Genomic DNA, 18,619 nt, shown 5'->3' on the forward strand with positions numbered 1-18,619 from the left:
CGACGCACCGGATGCATCAGCGCTCGCGCAGGCTCTCGCGCTGGTGCTGGATCAGCGGGGAGAGGAGGTAATCGATCACCCGGCGCCGGCCGGTGCGGATGTCCACGGTGCCGGACATGCCCGGGCTGACGGGCATCGCCTGACCCTCGACCTGCAGCGTGGACTGGTCCAGGGTGACGGTCACGGCGTAGATCGGGCCGCGCTTGTCGTCCTGCACCGCGTCGCGCGAGACATGCAGCACGTGGCCAGGCACGGTGCCGTAGCGTGTGTAGTCGAAGGCGTCGATCTTGACGGCGACCTCCTGACCCTCACGCACGAAGCCGACGTCGCGGTTCTCGATGAAGGCCTCGAACTGCACCTTCGCCTGACGCGGCACGATCAGCATCAGCGGCTGTGCCGCGGGAATCGCTGCGCCGACGGTGTGCGTGGTGAGCTGCTGCACGGTGCCGTCCACCGGCGAGCGCAACGCCAGCAAGGACTGCCGCGCTTCGGCGCGCGCGACGTCCTGGCGGGAGGCCTGCGTGATCCGCAGCGACTCGGCGAGCCGGTCGTCGGCCTGCTTGCGTGTCGTGGCCAGCAGTTCCTGCAGCTGGCTGCGCGCCTGCGCGAGCGAGCCTTCCAGCTCGATGCGCGTCATCTTCTTCTGCAGGAAGGCGTCCTGCGGCACGTCGCGGGTGCGCGCCAGCTCGGCGTACTCCCGCTCGCGGTCCTGCGCGATCGGCAGCGACGCGCTGAAGCGCGCGATGTCCGCGCCCAGGCGCTGGCGGCGCGCCGTGTAGTCGCTCCAGGCGCTGGACAGCGAGACACTCGCCGACAGGCGGCGGCTGGCATCCAGGTCGGGCGTGGCGCCGAGCGTGGGCATGCGGCCCGTGTCCAGCGCCTGGATCAGCGCCTGCTGCACCGCCACCTGGGCGGCGGCGGACTGGCGCTCGCCCTCGGCCTTCTCGTGCTCGGTGTCGACCTCGCGGTTGTCGAGCTCGATCAGCAGTTGCCCGGCGCGCACCTGCTGGTTCTCGACCACGTGGATCGCGCGCACGCTGGCGAGCTGGGTCGAGGAGATCGTCTTGGTCTCGCCGTTGACGGCGACCTTGCCCTGGCCGACGGTCACCACGTCGACCTGGCTGAGGATGGCCCAGGCCAGCGCGATCGCGAACATGCCCATCAGGATCCGGGCGACCCAGCGGCCGGCCGGAGAGACGGGACTGGCCTGCAGCGCCAGCGCGGCGGGCAGGAACTCGGCCTCGCGCGCGGTCAGGCGAGGACGGCGATCGGCCTTCTCCTCCTTCCAGGCCAGGCGCGTGGCGGTGGCATAGCGTCGCAGCAGCTCGCCAGCGGCCTGGCAGCGGTGGAGCAGGCTCATGACGTGACCTCGGTGATCTCGGAGGCGCCGCCGTGCTGCAGCGCGTTCAGGTGGGTGAAGATGCCCTTGGGGTTGGCCAGCAGTTCCTCGTGGGTGCCGAACTCGGCGACCTCGCCGCGCTCCATGACCACGATGCGGTCGGCGTCTCGGACCGCCGAGAGGCGGTGGGCGATGATCAGGACGGTGCGGCCCTCGCAGATGGCGCGCATGTTGTCCTGGATGATCTTCTCGGACTCGTAGTCCAGCGCGCTGGTGGCCTCGTCGAAGATCAGGATGCGGGGATTGCCGATGAGCGCGCGCGCGATCGCGATGCGCTGGCGTTGACCGCCGGACAGGCCCGTGCCGTGCTCGCCGACCATCGTGTCGTAGCCGTCGGGCAGTCCGCAGATGAAGTCGTGCGCGCCGGCGAGCTTGGCCGCGCGGATCACGCCCTCGATGGGCATCGTCGGGTCGATGAGCGCGATGTTGTCGCGGATCGACCGGTTGAACAGCACGTTGTCCTGCAGCACGACGCCGACCTGGCGCCGCAGGGACGCGGTGTCCACGACGGCGATGTCCTGGCCGTCGACGAGCACCCGGCCGCGGTTGGGCACGTACAGGCGCTGCACCAGCCGGGTCAGCGTGCTCTTGCCCGAGCCCGAGCGGCCGACGATGCCGATCACCTGGCCGGGCTCGAACTTCAGGCTCACGCCGCGCAGAACATCGGGCGCATCGGGCTTGTAGCGGAAGGCCACCTGGTCGAACTCGATCGCGCCGCTCAGGCGCGGCAGCCGCGTCTTGGCGCCGGTGATCTCGGGACGCGCGTTGAGCACGTCGCCCAGGCGCGCCACCGAGATGCCCACCTGCTGGAAGTCGTTCCACAGCTGCGCCAGTCGCAGGATGGGGCTGGAGACCTGGCCCGCGAGCATGTTGAACGCGACGAGCTCGCCCACGCTGAGCTTGCGGTCGATCACCAGCATCGCCCCGACCCACATGATCACCGCGGTGACCAGCTTGCTGATCAGCGTGACGCCGCTGCTGGCGATCGTGGACACGTTGTTGACGGACTGGCCCGCGGTGACGTAGCCCGCGAGCTGCTGTTCCCATTTCTGGATCCAGCGCGGCTCGACGGCCATCGCCTTGACCGTGTCGATGCCACTGATCGTCTCGACCAGGAAGGACTGGTTCTCCGAGCCCTTGTTGAACTTGACGTCCAGCCGCGCGCGCATGATCGGCGTAACCATCACCGACAGCACGAGGTACAGCGGGATGGACAGCGCCACGATCAGCGTGAGCGTCGGGCTGTACCAGAGCATCACGCCGAAGAAGACAACGGAGAAGAGCAGGTCCAGCACCAGCGTCAGCGCGTTGCCGGTGAGGAAGGAGCGGATGTTCTCGAGCTCGCGGATGCGGGCGACCGAGTCGCCGACGCGGCGTGCCTGGAAGTAGGCGAGCGGCAGCGCGACCAGGTGGCGGAACAGCCGCGCGCCGAGTTCCACGTCGAGCTTGTTGCTGGTGTGCGAGAAGACCCAGGAGCGGATGCCGGTCAGCACGACCTCGAAGACGGTGGCGCAGATCAGGCCCACGGCCACCACGTCGAGCGTGCGCATCGCGTGGTTGACCAGCACCTTGTCCATCACGACCTGGAAGAACATCGGCGTGATGAGGCCGATCAGCTGGATGACCAGCGAGATCAGCAGCACCTCGCCGAGCACGCGGCGGTAGCGCACGATCGCGGGAATGAACCAGCTGAAGTCGAACTTGGCCATGTCGCCGATGAAGTTCGCCTTGCTGGTGAAGAACAGCAGCGTGCCGGTCCAGCGGTCGAGGAAATCGGCCTCGGACAGGATGCGCGGCGGCTGGCCCGGGTACTGGATGAGCAGCTGGGCGGGCTTGTCCTCATGCTGGCGGTATTGGGCGACGACGAAGTAGGTGTCGTTGCGCCGATCCTTGGCGATGGCGGGCAACGGGGCCTGCGCCAGCCGCGCGCGGGCCTGCTTGACGGCCTTGCCGCGCAGGCCCAGCGATTGGGCGGCCAGCAGCAGGGTCTGCCGCGAGAACGGTTCCTTGCCGAACTGGTGGCGCAGCTGGGCCTCGTCCGCGGTGATGCCGTGCAGCGAGGCGATGGCGAGCAGGCAATGCAGCCCGGAGTCCGGCGCGGGCTCCTCGCGCGCGGGGGGCTGCATGATCGATGTATCCATGGAGAGTCCTGGGGTCACAGCGCCGGCTTGGTCAGCGTGCCGAGCGTGGGGTGGTTCGGCGAGGCGGTGGTCGGCGAGATCTGGCTCGACGTCGGCACGATGAACAACGCCGGGCTCAACGCGGCGAGGGCGGACTGGGTCAACGCATTGAGGTTGGTGGTGTCGGTCATGGTGAGAGGGGGTTGGGCGTTTCGCCTGGGGGCGGGGCGCGAGCGGGCAGGACCTGATCAGGGGGATGCCCCGCTCAGCGCGGTGTGGTGAGGGAGTGCTCGACGGGCCACGGCGACCGGAGGTCGTCGAGGATCGTCGTGGCGGAGAAAGAGGGCGGCGTGTAGCTGGCGATCGTCTGGATGACCTGGTGCGCGCGCGCGGCGACGTCCGGCTGCAGCGAGCGCGCCGGCGCCGTGGACGCGATGCCCGGCAGCCAGGGCGAAGCCGCGGTCAGGGCGAGCGCGAGGTCCGGCCATGGGGCCGACCGATCGAGTTGGTCGGCGAACGTCTCGCTCGCCGTGCCGTTCAAGGCGTCGGCGTGGGGAAGGGCCGCGAGCTGGAGGTCGTTCATCGCCTTCAGGACATGAGCGTCCAGCCCGGAGACCGTGGCGGGCGCCCATTGGGCGATGCCGGAAGTGGGAATGGCGGCGATCGCGCGCGGTGTCAGCGCGTTGATCCAATCCGCCGACATCCAGCGCCAGTTCACGCGGACGGCGCGGACCTGTTCGGGCGTCATCGCCTGGACGGTGACGTCGGGCAGCCAGTCCGGATGCGCGAGCGCGCTCATCTGCTCGGCGGTAATCGCGCGCAGCGTGGACGGGGCCAGGAAGGGCAGCGCGCGCTTGGACAGCCTCGCGACGCCCTCCAGGGGCAGCGCCGTGATGGCCGACGGCGAGAGGGCATTGATCTGCTCGCCGGACAGCCATTCCCACTGGGTGCACAACGCGCCCGCCTGCTGCGGTGACAGGATCTTGAAGACCGAAGGCGAGAGCCGGTCCGCATGCGCCAGCGCGGCGATCTGCGTGGGGGTGAGCGCGGCGACCTGCGAGGGCGACAGCGCGCCCGTCTGCGACGCCGTCAACCACTGGCAGTGTTGAAGATCCAGCGTCGCGAAGGCGTAGGTCGGAATTCGCGCGAGGTCCTTCGCGTTCAGCGAGGTGAACGCCGAGTGGCCCAGCACGTTGGGCTGGGACAGCGTGTCCATCACCGGCGCCATCACCGGCTCCATTGACCGATGTCGGCCAGCAGCTTCAGACGGGCTGCATTCCATTGGGCCTCGCCTTGCGCCTGGGATTCGAGCGCCTCGGCCACCGCGTTCTGGGCGTTGATCAGTTCCATGATGTCGCCGACGCCCCGGGCGTAACGGTTTTCAGCCGACTCCAACGCGATATTGGCCGTATCCAGCCATTGCTGCGCGGCATCGAGTCCGGCACGCGAGGAAGCGACCTCGGCGTGGCATTTCACGAGTTCACTCAGGACCTGCTGCTCGATATCCAGCGCTTGTTCCGTCGAGCGGTCGGCCTGCACGCGGGCACGTTGACTCTGATATTTGTTGGCGCCACCGTCGAATATCGGAATATTCACGGTGAAACCCACACCCAGCGCGCGTTGACGCGAGCTGGCGCCGAGTTGGGTGGTGGGCGCGTTGAGCTGGTGGGTGAGGCTGAAATCCACCGTGGGGCGCCCCTGCGCGCGGGCGGCGGCGGCACGCGCCGCGTCCGCGTCGCGCTGGGCGCGGGCCGCGAGGATCGCCGGGTGGTGCGCGCTGGCGTCGTCCATCAGGTCTTGCAGGTCCGGCAGCGGCGTGGGATCGGGCGTCTGCATGCGCGCCGGGAAGGTGATGCGCGCGTCGGCCGGCGCGCCGATCGTGTAGGCGAGGGTGGCGAAGCTGCGATCCACGTCGCTTTGGGCGCGCTGGCGCGAGAGGCGCGCGCGGGCCAGGGCCGTCTCGGCCTGCAGCGTGTCGGCGCGGCCGGCGGCACCGCGTTCCTCGCGGCGCTCGGCGGCGGCCAGGGTCCGCGCGCCCTGACGGGCCGCCTGCTGGCGTGCCTCGAGCGTGGCGCGCGCCTGCTGGGCGGCGAAGTAGGCCTGGATGGTGTCAGCGACGGTCTTGCGGATGGTGTCGTCGCGGCTGGCCACCGCCGCGTCGAGCATGAGCGCGGCCGCGGTCCGGTTGGCGGCGCGCTCGCCGAAATCGAAGAGTCGCCAGTTCAATCCGAGGGAGCTGCCCAGTCCGGCGGTGCGGCTGGTGGCGGTCAGGCCGCCGGTCTGCGTGCGGTTGTCCTGCGCGCTGAGCGAGGCCGTCACCGTCGGGAAGGAGGCGGCGCGGGCCACGCCGACTTCAGCGGTCTGCGCCTGGATCGCGAGCCAGGCCTGGGTGGTCTTGGCATTGCGACACAACGCGATGTCGACCGCGTCGGCCAGCGTCAGCGGAGTATCTGTCTGATATTGCTTGTCGCAGCCCGGAATATCGGCGGCGCTCGCAGGGAGGGCCCACAGCAAACTGGTGAGCGAGATCACCGTGGCCGCGAAAGTCTGTTTCGGATTGAATCTGGCGTCCATTGCTCGTTTCCTACCCCGTGAGGGCGTGAAATCCGGACGCGTTATTGCGTCCGGATGCGGGGAGCGGTGAGGCGCGGCGGGGTCGGCGCTTCACCAACGAGTGCATTAGATTCAAGTCATTGGCGTCGACAAATAGGCCGGTCGTTGCGGATTGATATCTCGCATTCGGCGATCAGAAATTGGCGGGTTGAGGCGGGATCAACCATTAATGAGGTGAACTGACCTCGATTAACTATTGCCGAGACGAGGTATCCCCAAAACCGGGGCGGCGCGATGGCGTGACAGGATTCACGAACCACGGTGAAAACGCGGGCGCTGGGAGGAAACGCGGCGGCGCGGGGCAGGGGGACCCACCTCGATGGGCTAGTGTTGACTTGCCAGGCGGCGGGGAACCGCGACCCGCGACAGGGGCGGCGCGGCCGGACGAGCGCCTGCGCCCAGGCCATGGCGCAGGCGGGCCAGCGAGGAAGAAGCAGGAGGGGGGAGGGGATGCAAGAACCTGGTGCCCGGAGCCGGACTCGAACCGGCACACCTTGCGGCGGCGGATTTTGAGTCCGCTGCGTCTACCGATTTCGCCATCCGGGCGGCACGGTCTTGCTGATCGCGAAGGCCGCCCGAGGCGGCCTTCCTGGCGGCACCGGAGCGTTGACGAGAAGGCAACGCGGCGCCGCGAAATGAGAAAGCCATTATGCCACGCAAGACCTGGCCTCCGCTGAGAGAATGCGCGCTTATGACTGACGCAAGCGCCTCCTCCCTCCCAAGCTATCCGACCCTGGAAGACGTCATCGGCAACACCCCGCTGGTGCGCCTGCAGCGACTGCTCGTTCCCGAACTGGACGCGCGCGGCAACGTCCTGCTGGCCAAGCTGGAAGGCAACAACCCGGCCGGCTCGGTCAAGGACCGTCCCGCCATCAGCATGATCCGGCGCGCCGAGGAGCGCGGCGAGATCCGCCCGGGCGACACCCTGATCGAGGCCACCTCCGGCAACACCGGCATCGCGCTGGCCATGGCCGCGGCGATCCGCGGCTATCGCATGGTCCTGATCATGCCGGAGGACCTGTCCGTCGAACGCGCCCAGACGATGAAGGCCTTCGGCGCCGAGCTCATCCTCACGCCGCGCTCCGGCGGCATGGAATACGCCCGCGACCTGGCCGAGCAGATGCAGCGTGACGGCAAGGGCCGGGTGCTGGACCAGTTCGCCAACAACGACAACCCCCGCATCCATTACGAGACCACGGGCCCCGAGATCTGGCGCGACACCGGCGGCCGCATCACCCACTTCGTCAGCGCGATGGGTACCACCGGCACCATCACCGGCGTGTCGCGATTCCTGAAGGAAAAGAACCCCGAGGTGCGCATCGTCGGCGCGCAACCGGCGGAAGGCTCGCGCATCCCGGGCATCCGCAAGTGGCCCGCCGCCTACCTGCCCAAGATCTACCGGCCCGAGACCGTCGATGAACTCGTCCTGGTCGGCCAGTCCGACGCCGAGGACATGGCCCGGCGCCTGGCGCGCGAGGAGGGCCTGTTCGGCGGCATCTCCGCCGCGGGCGCCTGCTGGGTGGCGTTGCAGATCGCGCGTCAGGTCAGCAACGCGACGATCGTCTTCGTCGTCTGCGATCGCGGCGACCGTTACCTGTCGACCGGGGTCTTCCCGGCCTGACCCGACCAGGAACCGACCAGGAACCGACCAGGACCCCCGCATGACCGTTCCACCGACCTTCCGCTTCTGCCCGCAATGCGCCAGCGAGCTCGCGTGGATCGAGCTGCCCGAGGACAGCGGCCCCACCACGCGCCTGCGTTGCCCGAAATGCGACTTCACGCACTGGAACAACCCGACGCCGGTGCTGGCCGCGGTCGTGGAGTGCGTGGACCGGGAGGGCCAGGTCTTGCTCGCACGCAATGCCGCGTGGCCGGGCCCCTTCTTCGGATTGATCACCGGGTTCATGGAAGCCGGCGAAAGCCCCGAGGAGGGCATCCGGCGCGAGGTGCTCGAGGAGACCTCGCTCGAAGCGCTGGGCGCGACGCTGATCGGCGTCTACGACTTCCAGAAGAAGAACCAGGTCATCATCGCGTACCACGTGCCGGCGCGCGGCGAGATCCGGCTGTCGCCGGAACTGGCCGAGTACTCGCTGACGCCGCCCGAGCGACTCGAATGCTGGCCCGCCGGCACCGGTCAGGCGCTCGCGGACTGGCTGCGCGGCCAAGGCCTCGAGCCCCGCTGGATGGCGCCGCGCGGCTGAGCGCGTCTGACTAGAATCCGCCCCATTACCGGCGCCGGTCGCCGGCCAGGACACACGCATGGACATCCACAAGGAACTCGACACCCGCGGCCTGAACTGCCCGCTGCCCATCCTCAAGGCCAAGAAGGCGCTGGCGGAAATGGAGAGCGGCCAGCTGCTGAAAGTCGTCGCGACGGATCCGGGGTCCACGCGCGACTTCCAGGCCTTCGCCAGACAGACGGGCAACGAGCTCGTCGAGCAGAGCACCGCAGGCGACGAGTTGATCCACGTGCTCAAGCGGCGCTGAGACGCGCAGACGCGCCGCTCCCCAAACGACGAAGGCCACGCGATGCGTGGCCTTCCTGCTTCATGACACGGCAGTGACGGGGAAGTCCTGCCGTCAGAAGTGCCGGGCGGTCAGAACTCCAGCGCCTTCAGGTACTCGCGGAAGCTCGCGCCGAGTTCCGGATGGGCCAGGGCCAGCTCGACGTTGGCCTGCAGGAAACCTTCCTTGCTGCCGCAGTCGTAGCGCTTGCCTTCGTAGCGGAACGCGAAGACCTTCTCGCGTCGCATCAGCGCGGCGATGCCGTCGGTCAGCTGGATCTCGCCGCCCACGCCGCGCGGCTGCGTGGCGATCTCGCGGAACACGCCCGGGGTCAGGATGTAGCGGCCGGCCACGCCCAGACGCGACGGGGCGTCCTCGGGGGCGGGCTTCTCGACCATGTGCGTCAGGTCCATCAGGCGGTCGCTGATCGGCGCGCCCGCGACGATGCCGTAGCGCTTGGTGTGCTCGGCCGGCACTTCCTGGACGGCGAGGATGGACGCCTGCCATTCGGAGAACTGGTCCACCATCTGCTTGAGCACCGGCGGCTTGCCGACCATCAGGTCGTCGGCCAGCAGCACCGCGAAGGGCTCGTTGACGACCACGCACTGCGCGCACAGCACCGCGTGACCCAGGCCCAGCGCCTTGGGTTGGCGGATGTAGATGCACTCCATGTCATCGGGCTTGATCGAATGGACCAGCGCGAGCAGTTCCTTCTTGCCGGCGGCCTCGAGTTCGGTCTCGAGTTCAAAAGCGGTGTCGAAGTGATCGGGAATGGCGCGCTTGTTACGCCCGTTCACGAAGATCATCTGACGGATGCCCGCCGCGTAGGCTTCCTCGACGGCGTACTGGATCAGCGGCTTGTCGACCACCGGCAGCATCTCCTTGGGCTGCGCCTTGGTGGCGGGAAGAAAGCGTGTGCCAAGTCCAGCAACCGGGAAGATTGCCTTGTTGATGAGGGCCATTTACGTACACTCCAACGGTAATTGCGCCGGCATTCTTGCATGGCGCTGCTGAAAGAAAATCAAACAAACCTCTCCAAATCCCTCATGTCAGTGCTTGTCCTGGAACCGCTGGAGGCAGACGTCCTGGAGTGGCTGGCGGAACGCCATGCCGTCCAGTCCGCGCCCGAGCTGGCGACGGCGCCGATGACCTTGAGGGAACATGTTGCGCAGGCCCAGGCAATTTTCCTGCCCGCCTCCGTCGCGCTCGACGCGGACACAGTCCGCCGCGCGCCGCGCTTGCGCGCCGTGGGCCGCATCGGCGCCGGCGCGGAGAACATCGATCTGGAAGCCTGCCGCGCCGCCAACATCGAGGTGGTGAGAGCGCCGACCGCGGCCGCGTCGGCGGAAGCGGAGTTCGTCATCGGTGCCTTGCTGGCTCTGTTGCGCCGCGTGCCGGTGCAGGGCGCGGATGGCAATTGGGTGGGTCGTGAGCTCGGCTGCGCGACCGTGGGGCTGGTCGGCCTGACGCCATCGGCGCGCCAGCTCGCGACCTTGCTGCCGGTCTTTGGTGCACGCGTGATCGGTTATGACCCGAGCCTGCACCATGCCGATCCGCTGTGGGCGCAATGGGGCATCGAGCCCTACGGCCTGCGCGAGCTGATGCAGGCCGCCGACGCCGTGAGCGTGCAGCTGGCCTACTTCCCGCGTTATCGCGGGTTGATCGGGGAGCGGGTGCTGAACTTCTGCAAGCCGTCGCAGGTGCTGGTGTCGACCTCGCACTCGGCGCTGTTCGACGAGCAAGCCCTGGCCGACGCCTTGCACGGCGGCCGGTTGCTGGCGGCTTGGCTGGACCTGATGGAGCCCGGCCTGATGGAAGCCGGGCGCCCGTTGCACGGGGCGCCCGGATTGCAGGTCACGCCGCGCGTGGCGGCGACGACCCGCGAGTCACGGATGCGCGCCGCGTGGAGCGTGGCCAGACGGATCTCGGAGATCCTCGCCACGCCCGCGGCGCAGGCCGAGTTCAGGCCGACGCACCCAGGCGCGCTGCCTGATCTTTTAGCCGAGCCACGGTGGCGCTGAAGTCGGCGATGCGCTGACGTTCCTGCTCCACGACGGCCGCCGGCGCGCGCGCCACGAAGCTCTCGTTGCCCAGCTTGGCGTTGGCCTTGGCCACTTCACCTTCCAGGCGCGCGATCTCCTTGCCGATGCGGGCGCGTTCGGCCTCGACATCGATCTCGACCTTCAGCGCCAGGCGCGCGGCACCGTGCACCAGCACCGGCGACATCGCGCTCTGCGCGTTGAAGGCGGCCTCGTCCTCGATCAGCTCGACGCTTTCCAGCTTGGCCAGCACCTTGAGCGCCGGCGCGGCCTCGCGCAGGAAGCTCAGGTCGCCGCCGGCCAGCAGCGGCACGCGGTCCGACGGGCTCAGGCCCATCTCGCCACGCAGGCTGCGGCAGGTGCCGACCACCGCCTTGAGCTGCTCGACCCAGGCGATGGCCTGCGGGTCGATGCGCTCGGGCTGCGCGACGGGGTAGGCCGCGGTGACGAGGTAGTCGGTCGACTTGCGGCCGGCGATCGGCGCGACGGTCTGCCAGAGTTCCTCGGTGATGAACGGCGCGATCGGATGCAGCAGGCGCAGGATGGTCTCGAGCACACGGATCAGCGTGCGGCGCGTGCCGCGCTGCGCGGCCTCGTCGCCCGCGGCCTGCGCGGTCTGCAGCTGCACCTTGGCCAGCTCCAGGTACCAGTCGCAGTACTCGTCCCAGACGAAGGAATAGATCGCGTTGGCGACCTGGTCCAGCCGGTAGTCGGCGAAGCCTTGCGCCACCGCCTGCTCGACTTTCTGCAGCTCGCTGACGATCCAGCGGTCCGCCTGCGAGAAGCGCAGGTAGCCGTGGGCGCTGCCGCCCGGGGCGCATTGCTCCTTCGTGTGCTCGACCAGACCGCAGTCCTGGCCTTGCGTGTTCATCAGCACGAAGCGGGTCGCGTTCCAGAGCTTGTTGCAGAAGTTGCGATAGCCCTCGCAGCGCTTGGAATCGAAGTTGACGCTGCGGCCCAGCGTGGCCATCGCCGCGAAGGTGAAGCGCAGCGCGTCGGCGCCGTAACCGGGGATGCCCTCGGGGAATTCCTTCTCGGTGGCCTTGCGGACCTTGGGTGCCGTCTCGGGCTTGCGCAGGCCCTGCGTGCGCTTGTCCAGCAGCGGCGCGAGCTCGATGCCGTCGATCAGGTCGACCGGATCCAGCACGTTGCCCTCGGACTTGCTCATCTTCTTGCCCTGCGCGTCGAGCACCAGGCCGTGGATGTAGACATGCTTGAACGGCACCTGGCCGGTGAAGTGCGTCGTCATCATGATCATCCGGGCGACCCAGAAGAAGATGATGTCGTAGCCGGTCACCAGCACCGACGACGGCAGGAAGAGGTCCTGCTCGATGGTCTTGGCCGGCCAGCCCAGCGTCGAGAACGGCACCAGCGCCGAGGAGTACCACGTGTCCAGCACGTCCTCGTCGCGCTTGAGCGGGCCGGTGTAGCCGGCCGCGGTGGCCTTGGCCTGCGCCTCGGCCTCGTCATGGGCGACGAAGATCTCGCCGTTCGTGCCGAACCAGGCCGGGATCTGGTGACCCCACCAGAGCTGGCGCGAGATGCACCAGTCCTGGATGTTGCCCATCCACTGGTTGTAGGTGTTGACCCAGTTCTCGGGCACGAACTTGACCTCGCCGCTGGCGACCACGTCGATGGCCTTCTGCGCGATGGACTTGCCGTCGCGGCCGGGCTTGCTCGTGGCGACGAACCACTGGTCGGTCAGCATGGGCTCGACGATCTGACCGGTGCGGGTGCAGCGCGGCACCATCAGCTTGTGCTTCTTGATCTCGACGAGCAGGCCCTGCTCCTCGAGCGCCTTGACGATCAGCTTGCGCGCGGCGAAACGGTCCAGGCCGCGGTACTCGGCGGGGATCTCGGCCATCGTGTCGACGACGGTCGCGTCCAGCGTGAAGATCGTCAGCATCGGCAGCTGGTGGCGCTGGCCGACCTGGTAGTCGTTCGTGTCATGCGCCGGCGTGACCTTCACGACGCCGGTGCCGAATTCCTTGTCGACGTACTCGTCGGCGATCACCGGCACGAGGCGGCCGGTGATGGGCAGGCGCACCTGCTTGCCGATCAGGTGCTTGTAGCGCTCGTCTTCGGGATGGACCATCACGGCGGTGTCGCCCAGCATGGTCTCGGGACGGGTCGTGGCCACGACCAGCGTCTCGTCGCCCTCGGCCATCGGATAGCGGATGTGCCACAGCGAGCCGTCTTCCTCCTCGCTCTCGACTTCCAGGTCGGAGACGGCGGACTTCAGGATCGGGTCCCAGCTGACCAGGCGCTTGCCGCGGTAGATCAGGCCTTCGTCGAAGAGCTTGACGAAGGTGTCGACGACGACGGTCGAGAGCTTCTCGTCCATCGTGAAGTACTCGTGGTTCCAGGACACCGAGTCGCCCATGCGGCGCATCTGCTGGGTGATCGTGGAGCCGGACTGCTGCTTCCACTCCCAGACGCGGGCGACGAAGTTCTTGCGGCCCAGGTCATGGCGGCTCTGGCCCTGGCCCTGCAGCTGGCGCTCGACGACGATCTGCGTGGCGATGCCGGCGTGGTCGGTGCCCGGGACCCACAGCGTGTTGTGGCCGCGCATGCGGTGGTAACGCGTCAGCGAGTCCATGATGGTCTGGTTGAACGCGTGGCCCATGTGCAGCGTGCCCGTGACGTTGGGCGGCGGCAGCTGGATGCTGAACGACGGCTTGGCCGGGTCGAGCGACGGCTCATAAAGGCCCTTGGACTCCCACAGCGGGCCCCAATGGGCTTCCAGGGACGCGGGTTCGAAGGACTTGGCGAGTTCGGTCATGGGGGCGCTCCGCCGTGAGGCGGTGTCATCTGGGCGAGGGACACAGGGTGAGCCCGCGATTGTAGGGGGCCGCACGTGGCCGGCGGCTGCCGGGGACGGGGGACATCCCAGAGGGGGAAAGCAGGGGGAGGAGGGGGGATGGCGGGGGATGTCGAAAGTCGACTCCCTGACGCGTCGTGTCAGCAGAGGGCTTTGGCGTCCCTCCAATTCGCCCGATTTCGCCCGGATTTCCCCCCTTGGAGGCATTCCATCGGGTGGGGGTGCGGCGATACAAAACGAAAAACAGCGATACCGCGGTGAGATGCCCTGGCGAACGGGCATGGGAATCATGGCGACATGGATTCACCGCCCGGACACCCGGGCTTTACCAAGGAATTGCACCATGCATTTGTTTCGACGCTGGAGCCACCACCATGAACGTCAGCACGCTCTTTTCGGCCACGATGGTCGCTTCGGTCCTGTCGGCCCTGTGTGTGACCACGGCTACTACGGCCCGCTGCCCGTCCACGGCCCCTGGCATCGCCTCGGCGGCTTCGGTGGTTTCCCATGGGGCTGGGGTGGCTTCGGACGCGGCCACGCACACGGTCATGGCGGCCACGGACGACACGGTGGCCACGGCCGCCACGGTCGCCATGGTCACCACGGCGGTGATGGGTGGGGCGGCCTCGGCGGGGGCCTGGGATCCGATGCCCACGGCCACCGCGGCCACCGGTTGCAAGCCCGGGCCCGTGCCTTTCTGGACCTGAGCGAGCGCCAGGACGCGCTGCTCGGGCTGTTGCTGGAGCAGCTGGGCAACGCACGCCGCGCGCTCCAGGCGCTGGCGCGCGGTCCCGAGGTCGCCCGCCTCATCGACACCGACAACTTCCGCCGCGAGGAGGCGCAGGAGCTCCTCGACGGTCAGCTCGACGCGCTGCGAGCGACCGGCCCGGCGCTGGTCGCCGCTTTCGGGGACTTCTTCGACGCGCTGGATTTCGACCAGCAGCAGATGCTGCGCTTCGCGATGCGCCGGCTGCGCAAGCGGGCAGGGCGGCATGACGATCGCCATGACGGTCGCCATGACCGCCACCGTGACGGTCGCCGTGACGATGAGCGCCGCGGTGACGACGCCCCGCCGGCCGGCGCCGACCGGGGCCTGTGATGGACGCGCGCGACTGCCGGCAGCCGCCGGGGCTGCTGCGGCCGGTCATCGATCGCAACCGCTGCGAGGGCAAGGGCGATTGCGTCGCGGTCTGTCCGCATGACGTGTTCTCGGTCGGCACCCTGCCGGCGGAGCGCCGCAAGGAACTGAACCTGCGGGGCAAGCTGCGCGGTTACGCGCACGGCTGGCAGCAGGCCTTCACGCCCAACGCCGACGCGTGCCGCGCCTGCGGTCATTGCGTCAGGGCCTGCCCCGAGCGCGCGATCACGCTGGTGAGGCACACCCGGGTGCCGGACGGCGCGAACGGCACCGCGGGGGCGCCTGGGCACAATGGACGCCACGATGCATCGATTGCTGCTGATTGACGACGACGAGGCGCTGGCCGCGCCGCTGGCGAGCTACCTCGCGCGTTTCGACTTCGCGTTGAGCGCGGTCACGCGGCCCAGCGCCGCGCTGGCGCGGCTGGCGCAGGAACGCTTCGACGCGCTGATCCTGGACGGCATGCTGCCGGAGATGGACGGCTTCGCGTTCTGCAAGCAGCTGCGCGGCGGACAGGACCCGTGGCGCGAGATCCCCATCCTGATGCTGACCGCGCGCGGCGATCTGACCGACCGCGTGGTCGGCCTGGAGCTCGGCGCGGACGACTACCTGGCCAAGCCCTTCGAGCCGCGCGAGCTCGCCGCGCGGCTGCAGACCATCCTGCGGCGCACGCGGCTGGCGCCGGCGGCCTCCACCACGCCGTCCCCGACGCTGCTGCGCTTCGAGGGCCTGACGATCGACACCGCGCGGCGGCAGGTCAGCGCGGACGCCGGCCCGATCGAGCTGACCAGCACCGAGTACGAGCTGCTGCTGATGCTGGCGCGCGAGCCGGGCCGGGTCTTCTCGCGCGACGAGATCCTGAATCGCTTGCGCGGCCAGGAGGCCGACCTGTACACGCGCGCCGTGGACATCCTGGTGAGCCGGATGCGTCGCAAGCTCGAGCCGCTGGAGGCGCTCAAGACGCTGCGCAACGCGGGCTACTGCTTCGCGCTGCCGGCGCTGAGCGCCTCCGCGCGTGACGGGGAGGGCGCGCCATGAGAGGCCCTCGACATCCCTATGACCACTGGAGCCGGCATCACCGCAAGCTCGACAAGCTGCGTCGCTGGGCGGAGATGGAGGCCCGGGGGCTGCCGTTCCCGCACGAGCGCCTGCGTCAGCGGGACTGGCGCTGGCACTGGCGCGCGCGCAATCGCTGGCATCAGCGCTGGCATCGGCATCACGCGCGGTTCAAGCACTCGCTGGGCGCGCGGCTGATCGCGATCTTCGTGGTGCTGGCCGGCGCGGGCAGCGCGATCCTGTGGAGCGCGATGCGTTTCGAGTACGGCCTGTTGTGGGCGGTGCCGCTGCTGCTGCTGGTGACGGGGCTGGCCTATGGCGGCATCCGCCACCTCGTGGCACCGCTGCATGAGCTGGCCGCGGGCGCGGAGGCCTTCGGCCGGGGCGATCTCGACCATCGCGTGCGGATCTGGCACCGCGACGAGATCGGCGATCTGGCGCACCGCTTCAACCAGATGGCCGAGGACATCCAGGCGATGCTGGACGGCAAGCGCGCGCTGCTGCTGGCGATCAGCCACGAGCTGCGCAGCCCGCTCACGCGGGCCCGCCTGCATGCGGAGCTGGTCGACGAGGGCGCCTCGAAGGAGGCGCTGCTGGATGAGCTGGCGCAGATGCGCGAGCTGATCTCGGCCCTGCTCGAGCGCGAGCGGCTGGGCAGCGGGCATCGCGCGCTGCAGGTCGACGACTGCGACCTGGGGGCGCTCGCGCAGGAGCAGGACCAGCCGGGCGTGGCGCTGCGGATCGACCGCGACCTGCCGGTGCTGCGCCTGGATCGCGTGCGGGTGCAGCTGCTGCTGCGCAACCTGGTGCACAACGCGCTGCGGCACAACGACGCGGCGGCCGGACCGGTGCTCGTGTCGGTGACGCGCGACGGGACGGGCGCGCGGCTGACGGTGCGCGACCATGGACCGGGCGTGACGCCCGAGGCGCTGTCGCAGCTGGGTCAGCCGTTCTTCCGCCCGGACGAGGCGCGCGCGCGCAGCGATGGCGGCGTGGGGCTGGGGTTGTCGCTGTGCCGGCTGGTGGCTGAAGCGCATGGCAGCCGGCTGGAGCTGCGCAACGCGCAGCCGGGGTTCGAGGCGACGGTCCGCTTCCAATAGACAGGACCAGTCAGCACCCCACCGAGACAGGTCGGTCGCATCCCCACAAGCCGTGTGGCGCCGACGTTGAAGACTTCATCGAATCCATTTCATTGATTCTTTCGTGCCAGGTCTTGCGGCCGGCGCGCTGAAGATCCGTCCCCCGCGCCGCCAGCGCGGTCCCCGTCATCCCGACGAAGGTGATGTTGATGCAGTGATCCGATTCGATTGGAGTTGTCCATGTCCCTGATGCCTTCCCCCCGCGCCGGCCTGTCCGGCCTTCCACCCGCCGCCGCGGCCCGCTTCGCCGCGATCCACACGGACGATGCGTCCGATGAGCTGGACGATCCGCCGGCCCGCGAGTCCGCGGCCGCCGATCGCCACCCCTCTGAGGCCTGTCCCGCCGATGCCGGCCCCGCCGATCCGCCGCGCCCCGGCAAGACCCTGGTCATGCAGTGCGCGCTGGAACACATCCGCCCGCTGCTGCGGCTGAACCCCGAGGAGATGGAGGCCTTCCTCCTCGAATCGCGCATGTACCCGTCGCTGAGCCGCTTCGCGCTGGGCAGCGTCGAATTCTTCGTGCCGCGCCGCGACATCACGGTCGGCCTGGCCATGCGCACGCTGCGCGAGCGGCTGCAGCGCGCCGCCGTCATCGCCGAGCTGGTCTGCCGGCTGCAGGACGACGACGAGGGCGCCATGGACAGCGATGACGAGGCCGTCATCGCCGCCGCGGCCATCCGCGACGACCTGCGCGAGGCCATGGGCATGCTCGGCGTCTACGAGCTGGCGGTGCGCCATGGCGTGCCCGTCGTGCAGTACTTCGAGCCCGTGCCCGACACGGTCGCCTGAGGCCCGCCCACGCGAGGACGGCCGCCGCAAGGACGGCCGCGGTCAGGACGGCCGCGGTAAGGACGGCAACGGTAAGACGCGGGTAAGTCGACCCGTCCGACCATCCGCTCCGTCCTCACTTGGAGTCGCCTCGATGGCCGCCTTTCTCTCGTCCCGCGCCCCCTTCCGCGTCCTGTTCCACGCCCAGGCCCTGTCCCTGGGCTCCGTCCTCCTGCTGGGCGCGGTGGCGACGCCCGCCCATGCCCAACTGCTCGGTGATCTCGACCCGCAGGTCCAGCCGGGCCTGCAGACCGGCCTGGGCATCGCCGTGGCCAGCCGCCAGCTGCCTTATGCCGGCGTTGACCGCAAGAACAACGCGCTGCCGGTGCTGCTGGTCGAGAACCGGTGGTTTCGGCTCGCCGGCGGCAATGCCGATCTGAAGCTGTGGCGCGAGGGCTTCTCCACCCAGCACAGCCTGAGCGCCGGCCTGCGCCTGAAGTACGACGACGAAGGCTTCAAGGCGAGCGACTCGCCGCTGCTCGCCGGCATGGACAAGCGCAAGGCCTCGGTGTGGGGTGGTGGCGCGCTGACCTGGCAGACGCCGTGGGTGCAGCTCGGCGCGGAGTACGTCGGCGACCTCTCGGGCGAGAGCAAGGGCCAGAAGTTCTCGCTGCAGGCCGATCGCCGTTTCGGATTCGGCGCATGGGGCCTGACGCCGCGCGTGAAGGCGCAGTGGCTCGACAAGAAGTACGTCGACTATTACTACGGCGTGCACGCGCATGAAGTGACCGCCTCGCGCGCGCTGTACACCGGCCAGTCGGCGACGACCGCGGAGCTCGGCCTGCGCGTGGACTACGCGATCGCCCGCAGCCATCTGGTCTACATCGATGCTAGTGTCACGCGTCTGCCCGACGAGATCCGGCAGAGCCCCATCGTCTCGCGCAAGGACACCTCGCGCGTGGTGCTGGGCTACATGTACCGCTTCTGATTGCTCGCGACCCACGCTCCGCCTCCCACTCTC

General features: G+C 69.1%; 18 protein-coding genes and 1 tRNA gene. 11 read left to right on the forward strand and 8 right to left on the reverse strand.

Annotated elements, in window-relative coordinates; translation table 11 throughout:
* Window positions 1-16 precede the first annotated feature (16 nt).
* The 6 genes from ACNI65_RS07375 to ACNI65_RS07400 form a co-directional block, all read right to left on the reverse strand.
* Window positions 17-1,360, reverse strand: coding sequence for an HlyD family type I secretion periplasmic adaptor subunit (locus tag ACNI65_RS07375; protein ID WP_416762113.1), 1,344 nt, complete (start codon window positions 1,358-1,360; stop codon window positions 17-19).
* Window positions 1,357-3,540, reverse strand: a complete 2,184-nt coding sequence (locus ACNI65_RS07380) for a type I secretion system permease/ATPase (RefSeq protein WP_416762114.1) — start codon at window positions 3,538-3,540, stop codon at window positions 1,357-1,359. Before ACNI65_RS07380 ends, ACNI65_RS07375 begins: the two co-directional genes overlap by 4 nt.
* A 14-nt stretch (window positions 3,541-3,554) precedes the next feature.
* Window positions 3,555-3,710 (reverse strand): hypothetical protein, encoded by a 156-nt coding sequence (locus tag ACNI65_RS07385; RefSeq protein WP_416762115.1) that lies wholly within the window; start codon window positions 3,708-3,710, stop codon window positions 3,555-3,557.
* A gap of 74 nt (window positions 3,711-3,784) precedes the next feature.
* Window positions 3,785-4,759, reverse strand: coding sequence for a hypothetical protein (locus ACNI65_RS07390; RefSeq protein ID WP_416762116.1), 975 nt, complete (start codon window positions 4,757-4,759; stop codon window positions 3,785-3,787).
* On the reverse strand, window positions 4,747-6,093 hold the full coding sequence (locus ACNI65_RS07395) for a TolC family protein (RefSeq protein ID WP_416762118.1): 1,347 nt from the start codon (window positions 6,091-6,093) through the stop codon (window positions 4,747-4,749). The genes ACNI65_RS07390 and ACNI65_RS07395 overlap by 13 nt, the downstream gene beginning before the upstream one ends.
* A gap of 500 nt (window positions 6,094-6,593) precedes the next feature.
* Window positions 6,594-6,678: transfer RNA gene (locus ACNI65_RS07400), tRNA-Leu, on the reverse strand.
* A gap of 145 nt (window positions 6,679-6,823) precedes the next feature.
* On the opposite strand from ACNI65_RS07400, the gene cysM reads away from it, so the two are divergent.
* The 3 genes from cysM to ACNI65_RS07415 are packed head-to-tail and all read left to right on the forward strand — an operon-like array spanning window position 6,824 to window position 8,619.
* Window positions 6,824-7,753 carry a cysteine synthase CysM gene (gene cysM / locus ACNI65_RS07405; protein ID WP_416762119.1) on the forward strand — a complete coding sequence of 310 codons (930 nt, stop codon included), beginning with the start codon at window positions 6,824-6,826 and terminating at the stop codon, window positions 7,751-7,753.
* 40 nt (window positions 7,754-7,793) lie between these two features.
* On the forward strand, window positions 7,794-8,333 hold the full coding sequence (locus ACNI65_RS07410) for an NUDIX domain-containing protein (protein WP_416762120.1): 540 nt from the start codon (window positions 7,794-7,796) through the stop codon (window positions 8,331-8,333).
* A gap of 58 nt (window positions 8,334-8,391) precedes the next feature.
* Window positions 8,392-8,619, forward strand: a complete 228-nt coding sequence (locus ACNI65_RS07415; RefSeq protein WP_416762122.1) for a sulfurtransferase TusA family protein — start codon at window positions 8,392-8,394, stop codon at window positions 8,617-8,619.
* A 110-nt stretch (window positions 8,620-8,729) separates the two neighbouring features.
* Here ACNI65_RS07415 and galU read toward each other — a convergent pair whose 3' ends face one another.
* Window positions 8,730-9,599 (reverse strand): UTP--glucose-1-phosphate uridylyltransferase GalU, encoded by an 870-nt coding sequence (galU, locus tag ACNI65_RS07420; protein WP_416762123.1) that lies wholly within the window; start codon window positions 9,597-9,599, stop codon window positions 8,730-8,732.
* 39 nt (window positions 9,600-9,638) lie between these two features.
* On the opposite strand from galU, the gene ACNI65_RS07425 reads away from it, so the two are divergent.
* A complete protein-coding gene (locus ACNI65_RS07425) occupies window positions 9,639-10,658 on the forward strand; it encodes an NAD(P)-dependent oxidoreductase (protein WP_416762124.1) in 1,020 nt (339 codons plus the stop codon).
* Here ACNI65_RS07425 and ACNI65_RS07430 read toward each other — a convergent pair.
* Window positions 10,600-13,458: a valine--tRNA ligase gene (locus tag ACNI65_RS07430; RefSeq protein WP_416762125.1), complete on the reverse strand. Its 2,859-nt coding sequence runs from the start codon at window positions 13,456-13,458 to the stop codon at window positions 10,600-10,602. The two genes, ACNI65_RS07425 and ACNI65_RS07430, sit on opposite strands and share 59 nt — an antisense overlap.
* Before the next feature lie 587 nt (window positions 13,459-14,045).
* On the opposite strand from ACNI65_RS07430, the gene ACNI65_RS07435 reads away from it, so the two are divergent.
* The 7 genes from ACNI65_RS07435 (at window position 14,046) to ACNI65_RS07465 (ending at window position 18,586) form a co-directional block, all read left to right on the forward strand.
* Window positions 14,046-14,204, forward strand: a complete 159-nt coding sequence (locus tag ACNI65_RS07435) for a hypothetical protein (RefSeq protein WP_416762126.1) — start codon at window positions 14,046-14,048, stop codon at window positions 14,202-14,204.
* Window positions 14,171-14,596, forward strand: a complete 426-nt coding sequence (locus ACNI65_RS07440; RefSeq protein ID WP_416762127.1) for a hypothetical protein — start codon at window positions 14,171-14,173, stop codon at window positions 14,594-14,596. Before ACNI65_RS07435 ends, ACNI65_RS07440 begins: the two co-directional genes overlap by 34 nt.
* A complete protein-coding gene (locus ACNI65_RS07445) occupies window positions 14,596-14,961 on the forward strand; it encodes a 4Fe-4S dicluster domain-containing protein (RefSeq protein WP_416762129.1) in 366 nt (121 codons plus the stop codon). Before ACNI65_RS07440 ends, ACNI65_RS07445 begins: the two co-directional genes overlap by 1 nt.
* Complete coding sequence (locus ACNI65_RS07450) at window positions 14,939-15,673, forward strand: response regulator transcription factor (protein ID WP_416762131.1); 735 nt, start codon at window positions 14,939-14,941, stop codon at window positions 15,671-15,673. The genes ACNI65_RS07445 and ACNI65_RS07450 overlap by 23 nt, the downstream gene beginning before the upstream one ends.
* Window positions 15,670-16,791, forward strand: a complete 1,122-nt coding sequence (locus ACNI65_RS07455; protein ID WP_416762132.1) for a sensor histidine kinase — start codon at window positions 15,670-15,672, stop codon at window positions 16,789-16,791. Before ACNI65_RS07450 ends, ACNI65_RS07455 begins: the two co-directional genes overlap by 4 nt.
* Window positions 16,792-17,010: 219 nt before the next feature.
* On the forward strand, window positions 17,011-17,619 hold the full coding sequence (locus ACNI65_RS07460; RefSeq protein WP_416762134.1) for a hypothetical protein: 609 nt from the start codon (window positions 17,011-17,013) through the stop codon (window positions 17,617-17,619).
* A gap of 133 nt (window positions 17,620-17,752) precedes the next feature.
* Window positions 17,753-18,586 (forward strand): MipA/OmpV family protein, encoded by an 834-nt coding sequence (locus tag ACNI65_RS07465; protein ID WP_416762136.1) that lies wholly within the window; start codon window positions 17,753-17,755, stop codon window positions 18,584-18,586.
* The last annotated feature ends 33 nt before the right edge of the window (window positions 18,587-18,619 follow it).

Source organism: Roseateles sp. So40a (genome assembly GCF_048081605.1).
Taxonomy (GTDB): domain Bacteria; phylum Pseudomonadota; class Gammaproteobacteria; order Burkholderiales; family Burkholderiaceae_C; genus Roseateles.

Coding starts and splice junctions, on each gene's coding strand:
- ACNI65_RS07375 (WP_416762113.1), bottom strand. CDS start 1,360: ATGAGCCTGCTCCACCGCTGCCAGGCCGCTGGCGAGCTGCTGCGACGC.
- ACNI65_RS07380 (WP_416762114.1), bottom strand. CDS start 3,540: ATGGATACATCGATCATGCAGCCCCCCGCGCGCGAGGAGCCCGCGCCG.
- ACNI65_RS07385 (WP_416762115.1), bottom strand. CDS start 3,710: ATGACCGACACCACCAACCTCAATGCGTTGACCCAGTCCGCCCTCGCC.
- ACNI65_RS07390 (WP_416762116.1), bottom strand. CDS start 4,759: ATGGAGCCGGTGATGGCGCCGGTGATGGACACGCTGTCCCAGCCCAAC.
- ACNI65_RS07395 (WP_416762118.1), bottom strand. CDS start 6,093: ATGGACGCCAGATTCAATCCGAAACAGACTTTCGCGGCCACGGTGATC.
- cysM (WP_416762119.1), top strand. CDS start 6,824: ATGACTGACGCAAGCGCCTCCTCCCTCCCAAGCTATCCGACCCTGGAA.
- ACNI65_RS07410 (WP_416762120.1), top strand. CDS start 7,794: ATGACCGTTCCACCGACCTTCCGCTTCTGCCCGCAATGCGCCAGCGAG.
- ACNI65_RS07415 (WP_416762122.1), top strand. CDS start 8,392: ATGGACATCCACAAGGAACTCGACACCCGCGGCCTGAACTGCCCGCTG.
- galU (WP_416762123.1), bottom strand. CDS start 9,599: ATGGCCCTCATCAACAAGGCAATCTTCCCGGTTGCTGGACTTGGCACA.
- ACNI65_RS07425 (WP_416762124.1), top strand. CDS start 9,639: ATGGCGCTGCTGAAAGAAAATCAAACAAACCTCTCCAAATCCCTCATG.
- ACNI65_RS07430 (WP_416762125.1), bottom strand. CDS start 13,458: ATGACCGAACTCGCCAAGTCCTTCGAACCCGCGTCCCTGGAAGCCCAT.
- ACNI65_RS07435 (WP_416762126.1), top strand. CDS start 14,046: ATGGCGGCCACGGACGACACGGTGGCCACGGCCGCCACGGTCGCCATG.
- ACNI65_RS07445 (WP_416762129.1), top strand. CDS start 14,596: ATGGACGCGCGCGACTGCCGGCAGCCGCCGGGGCTGCTGCGGCCGGTC.
- ACNI65_RS07450 (WP_416762131.1), top strand. CDS start 14,939: ATGCATCGATTGCTGCTGATTGACGACGACGAGGCGCTGGCCGCGCCG.
- ACNI65_RS07455 (WP_416762132.1), top strand. CDS start 15,670: ATGAGAGGCCCTCGACATCCCTATGACCACTGGAGCCGGCATCACCGC.
- ACNI65_RS07460 (WP_416762134.1), top strand. CDS start 17,011: ATGTCCCTGATGCCTTCCCCCCGCGCCGGCCTGTCCGGCCTTCCACCC.
- ACNI65_RS07465 (WP_416762136.1), top strand. CDS start 17,753: ATGGCCGCCTTTCTCTCGTCCCGCGCCCCCTTCCGCGTCCTGTTCCAC.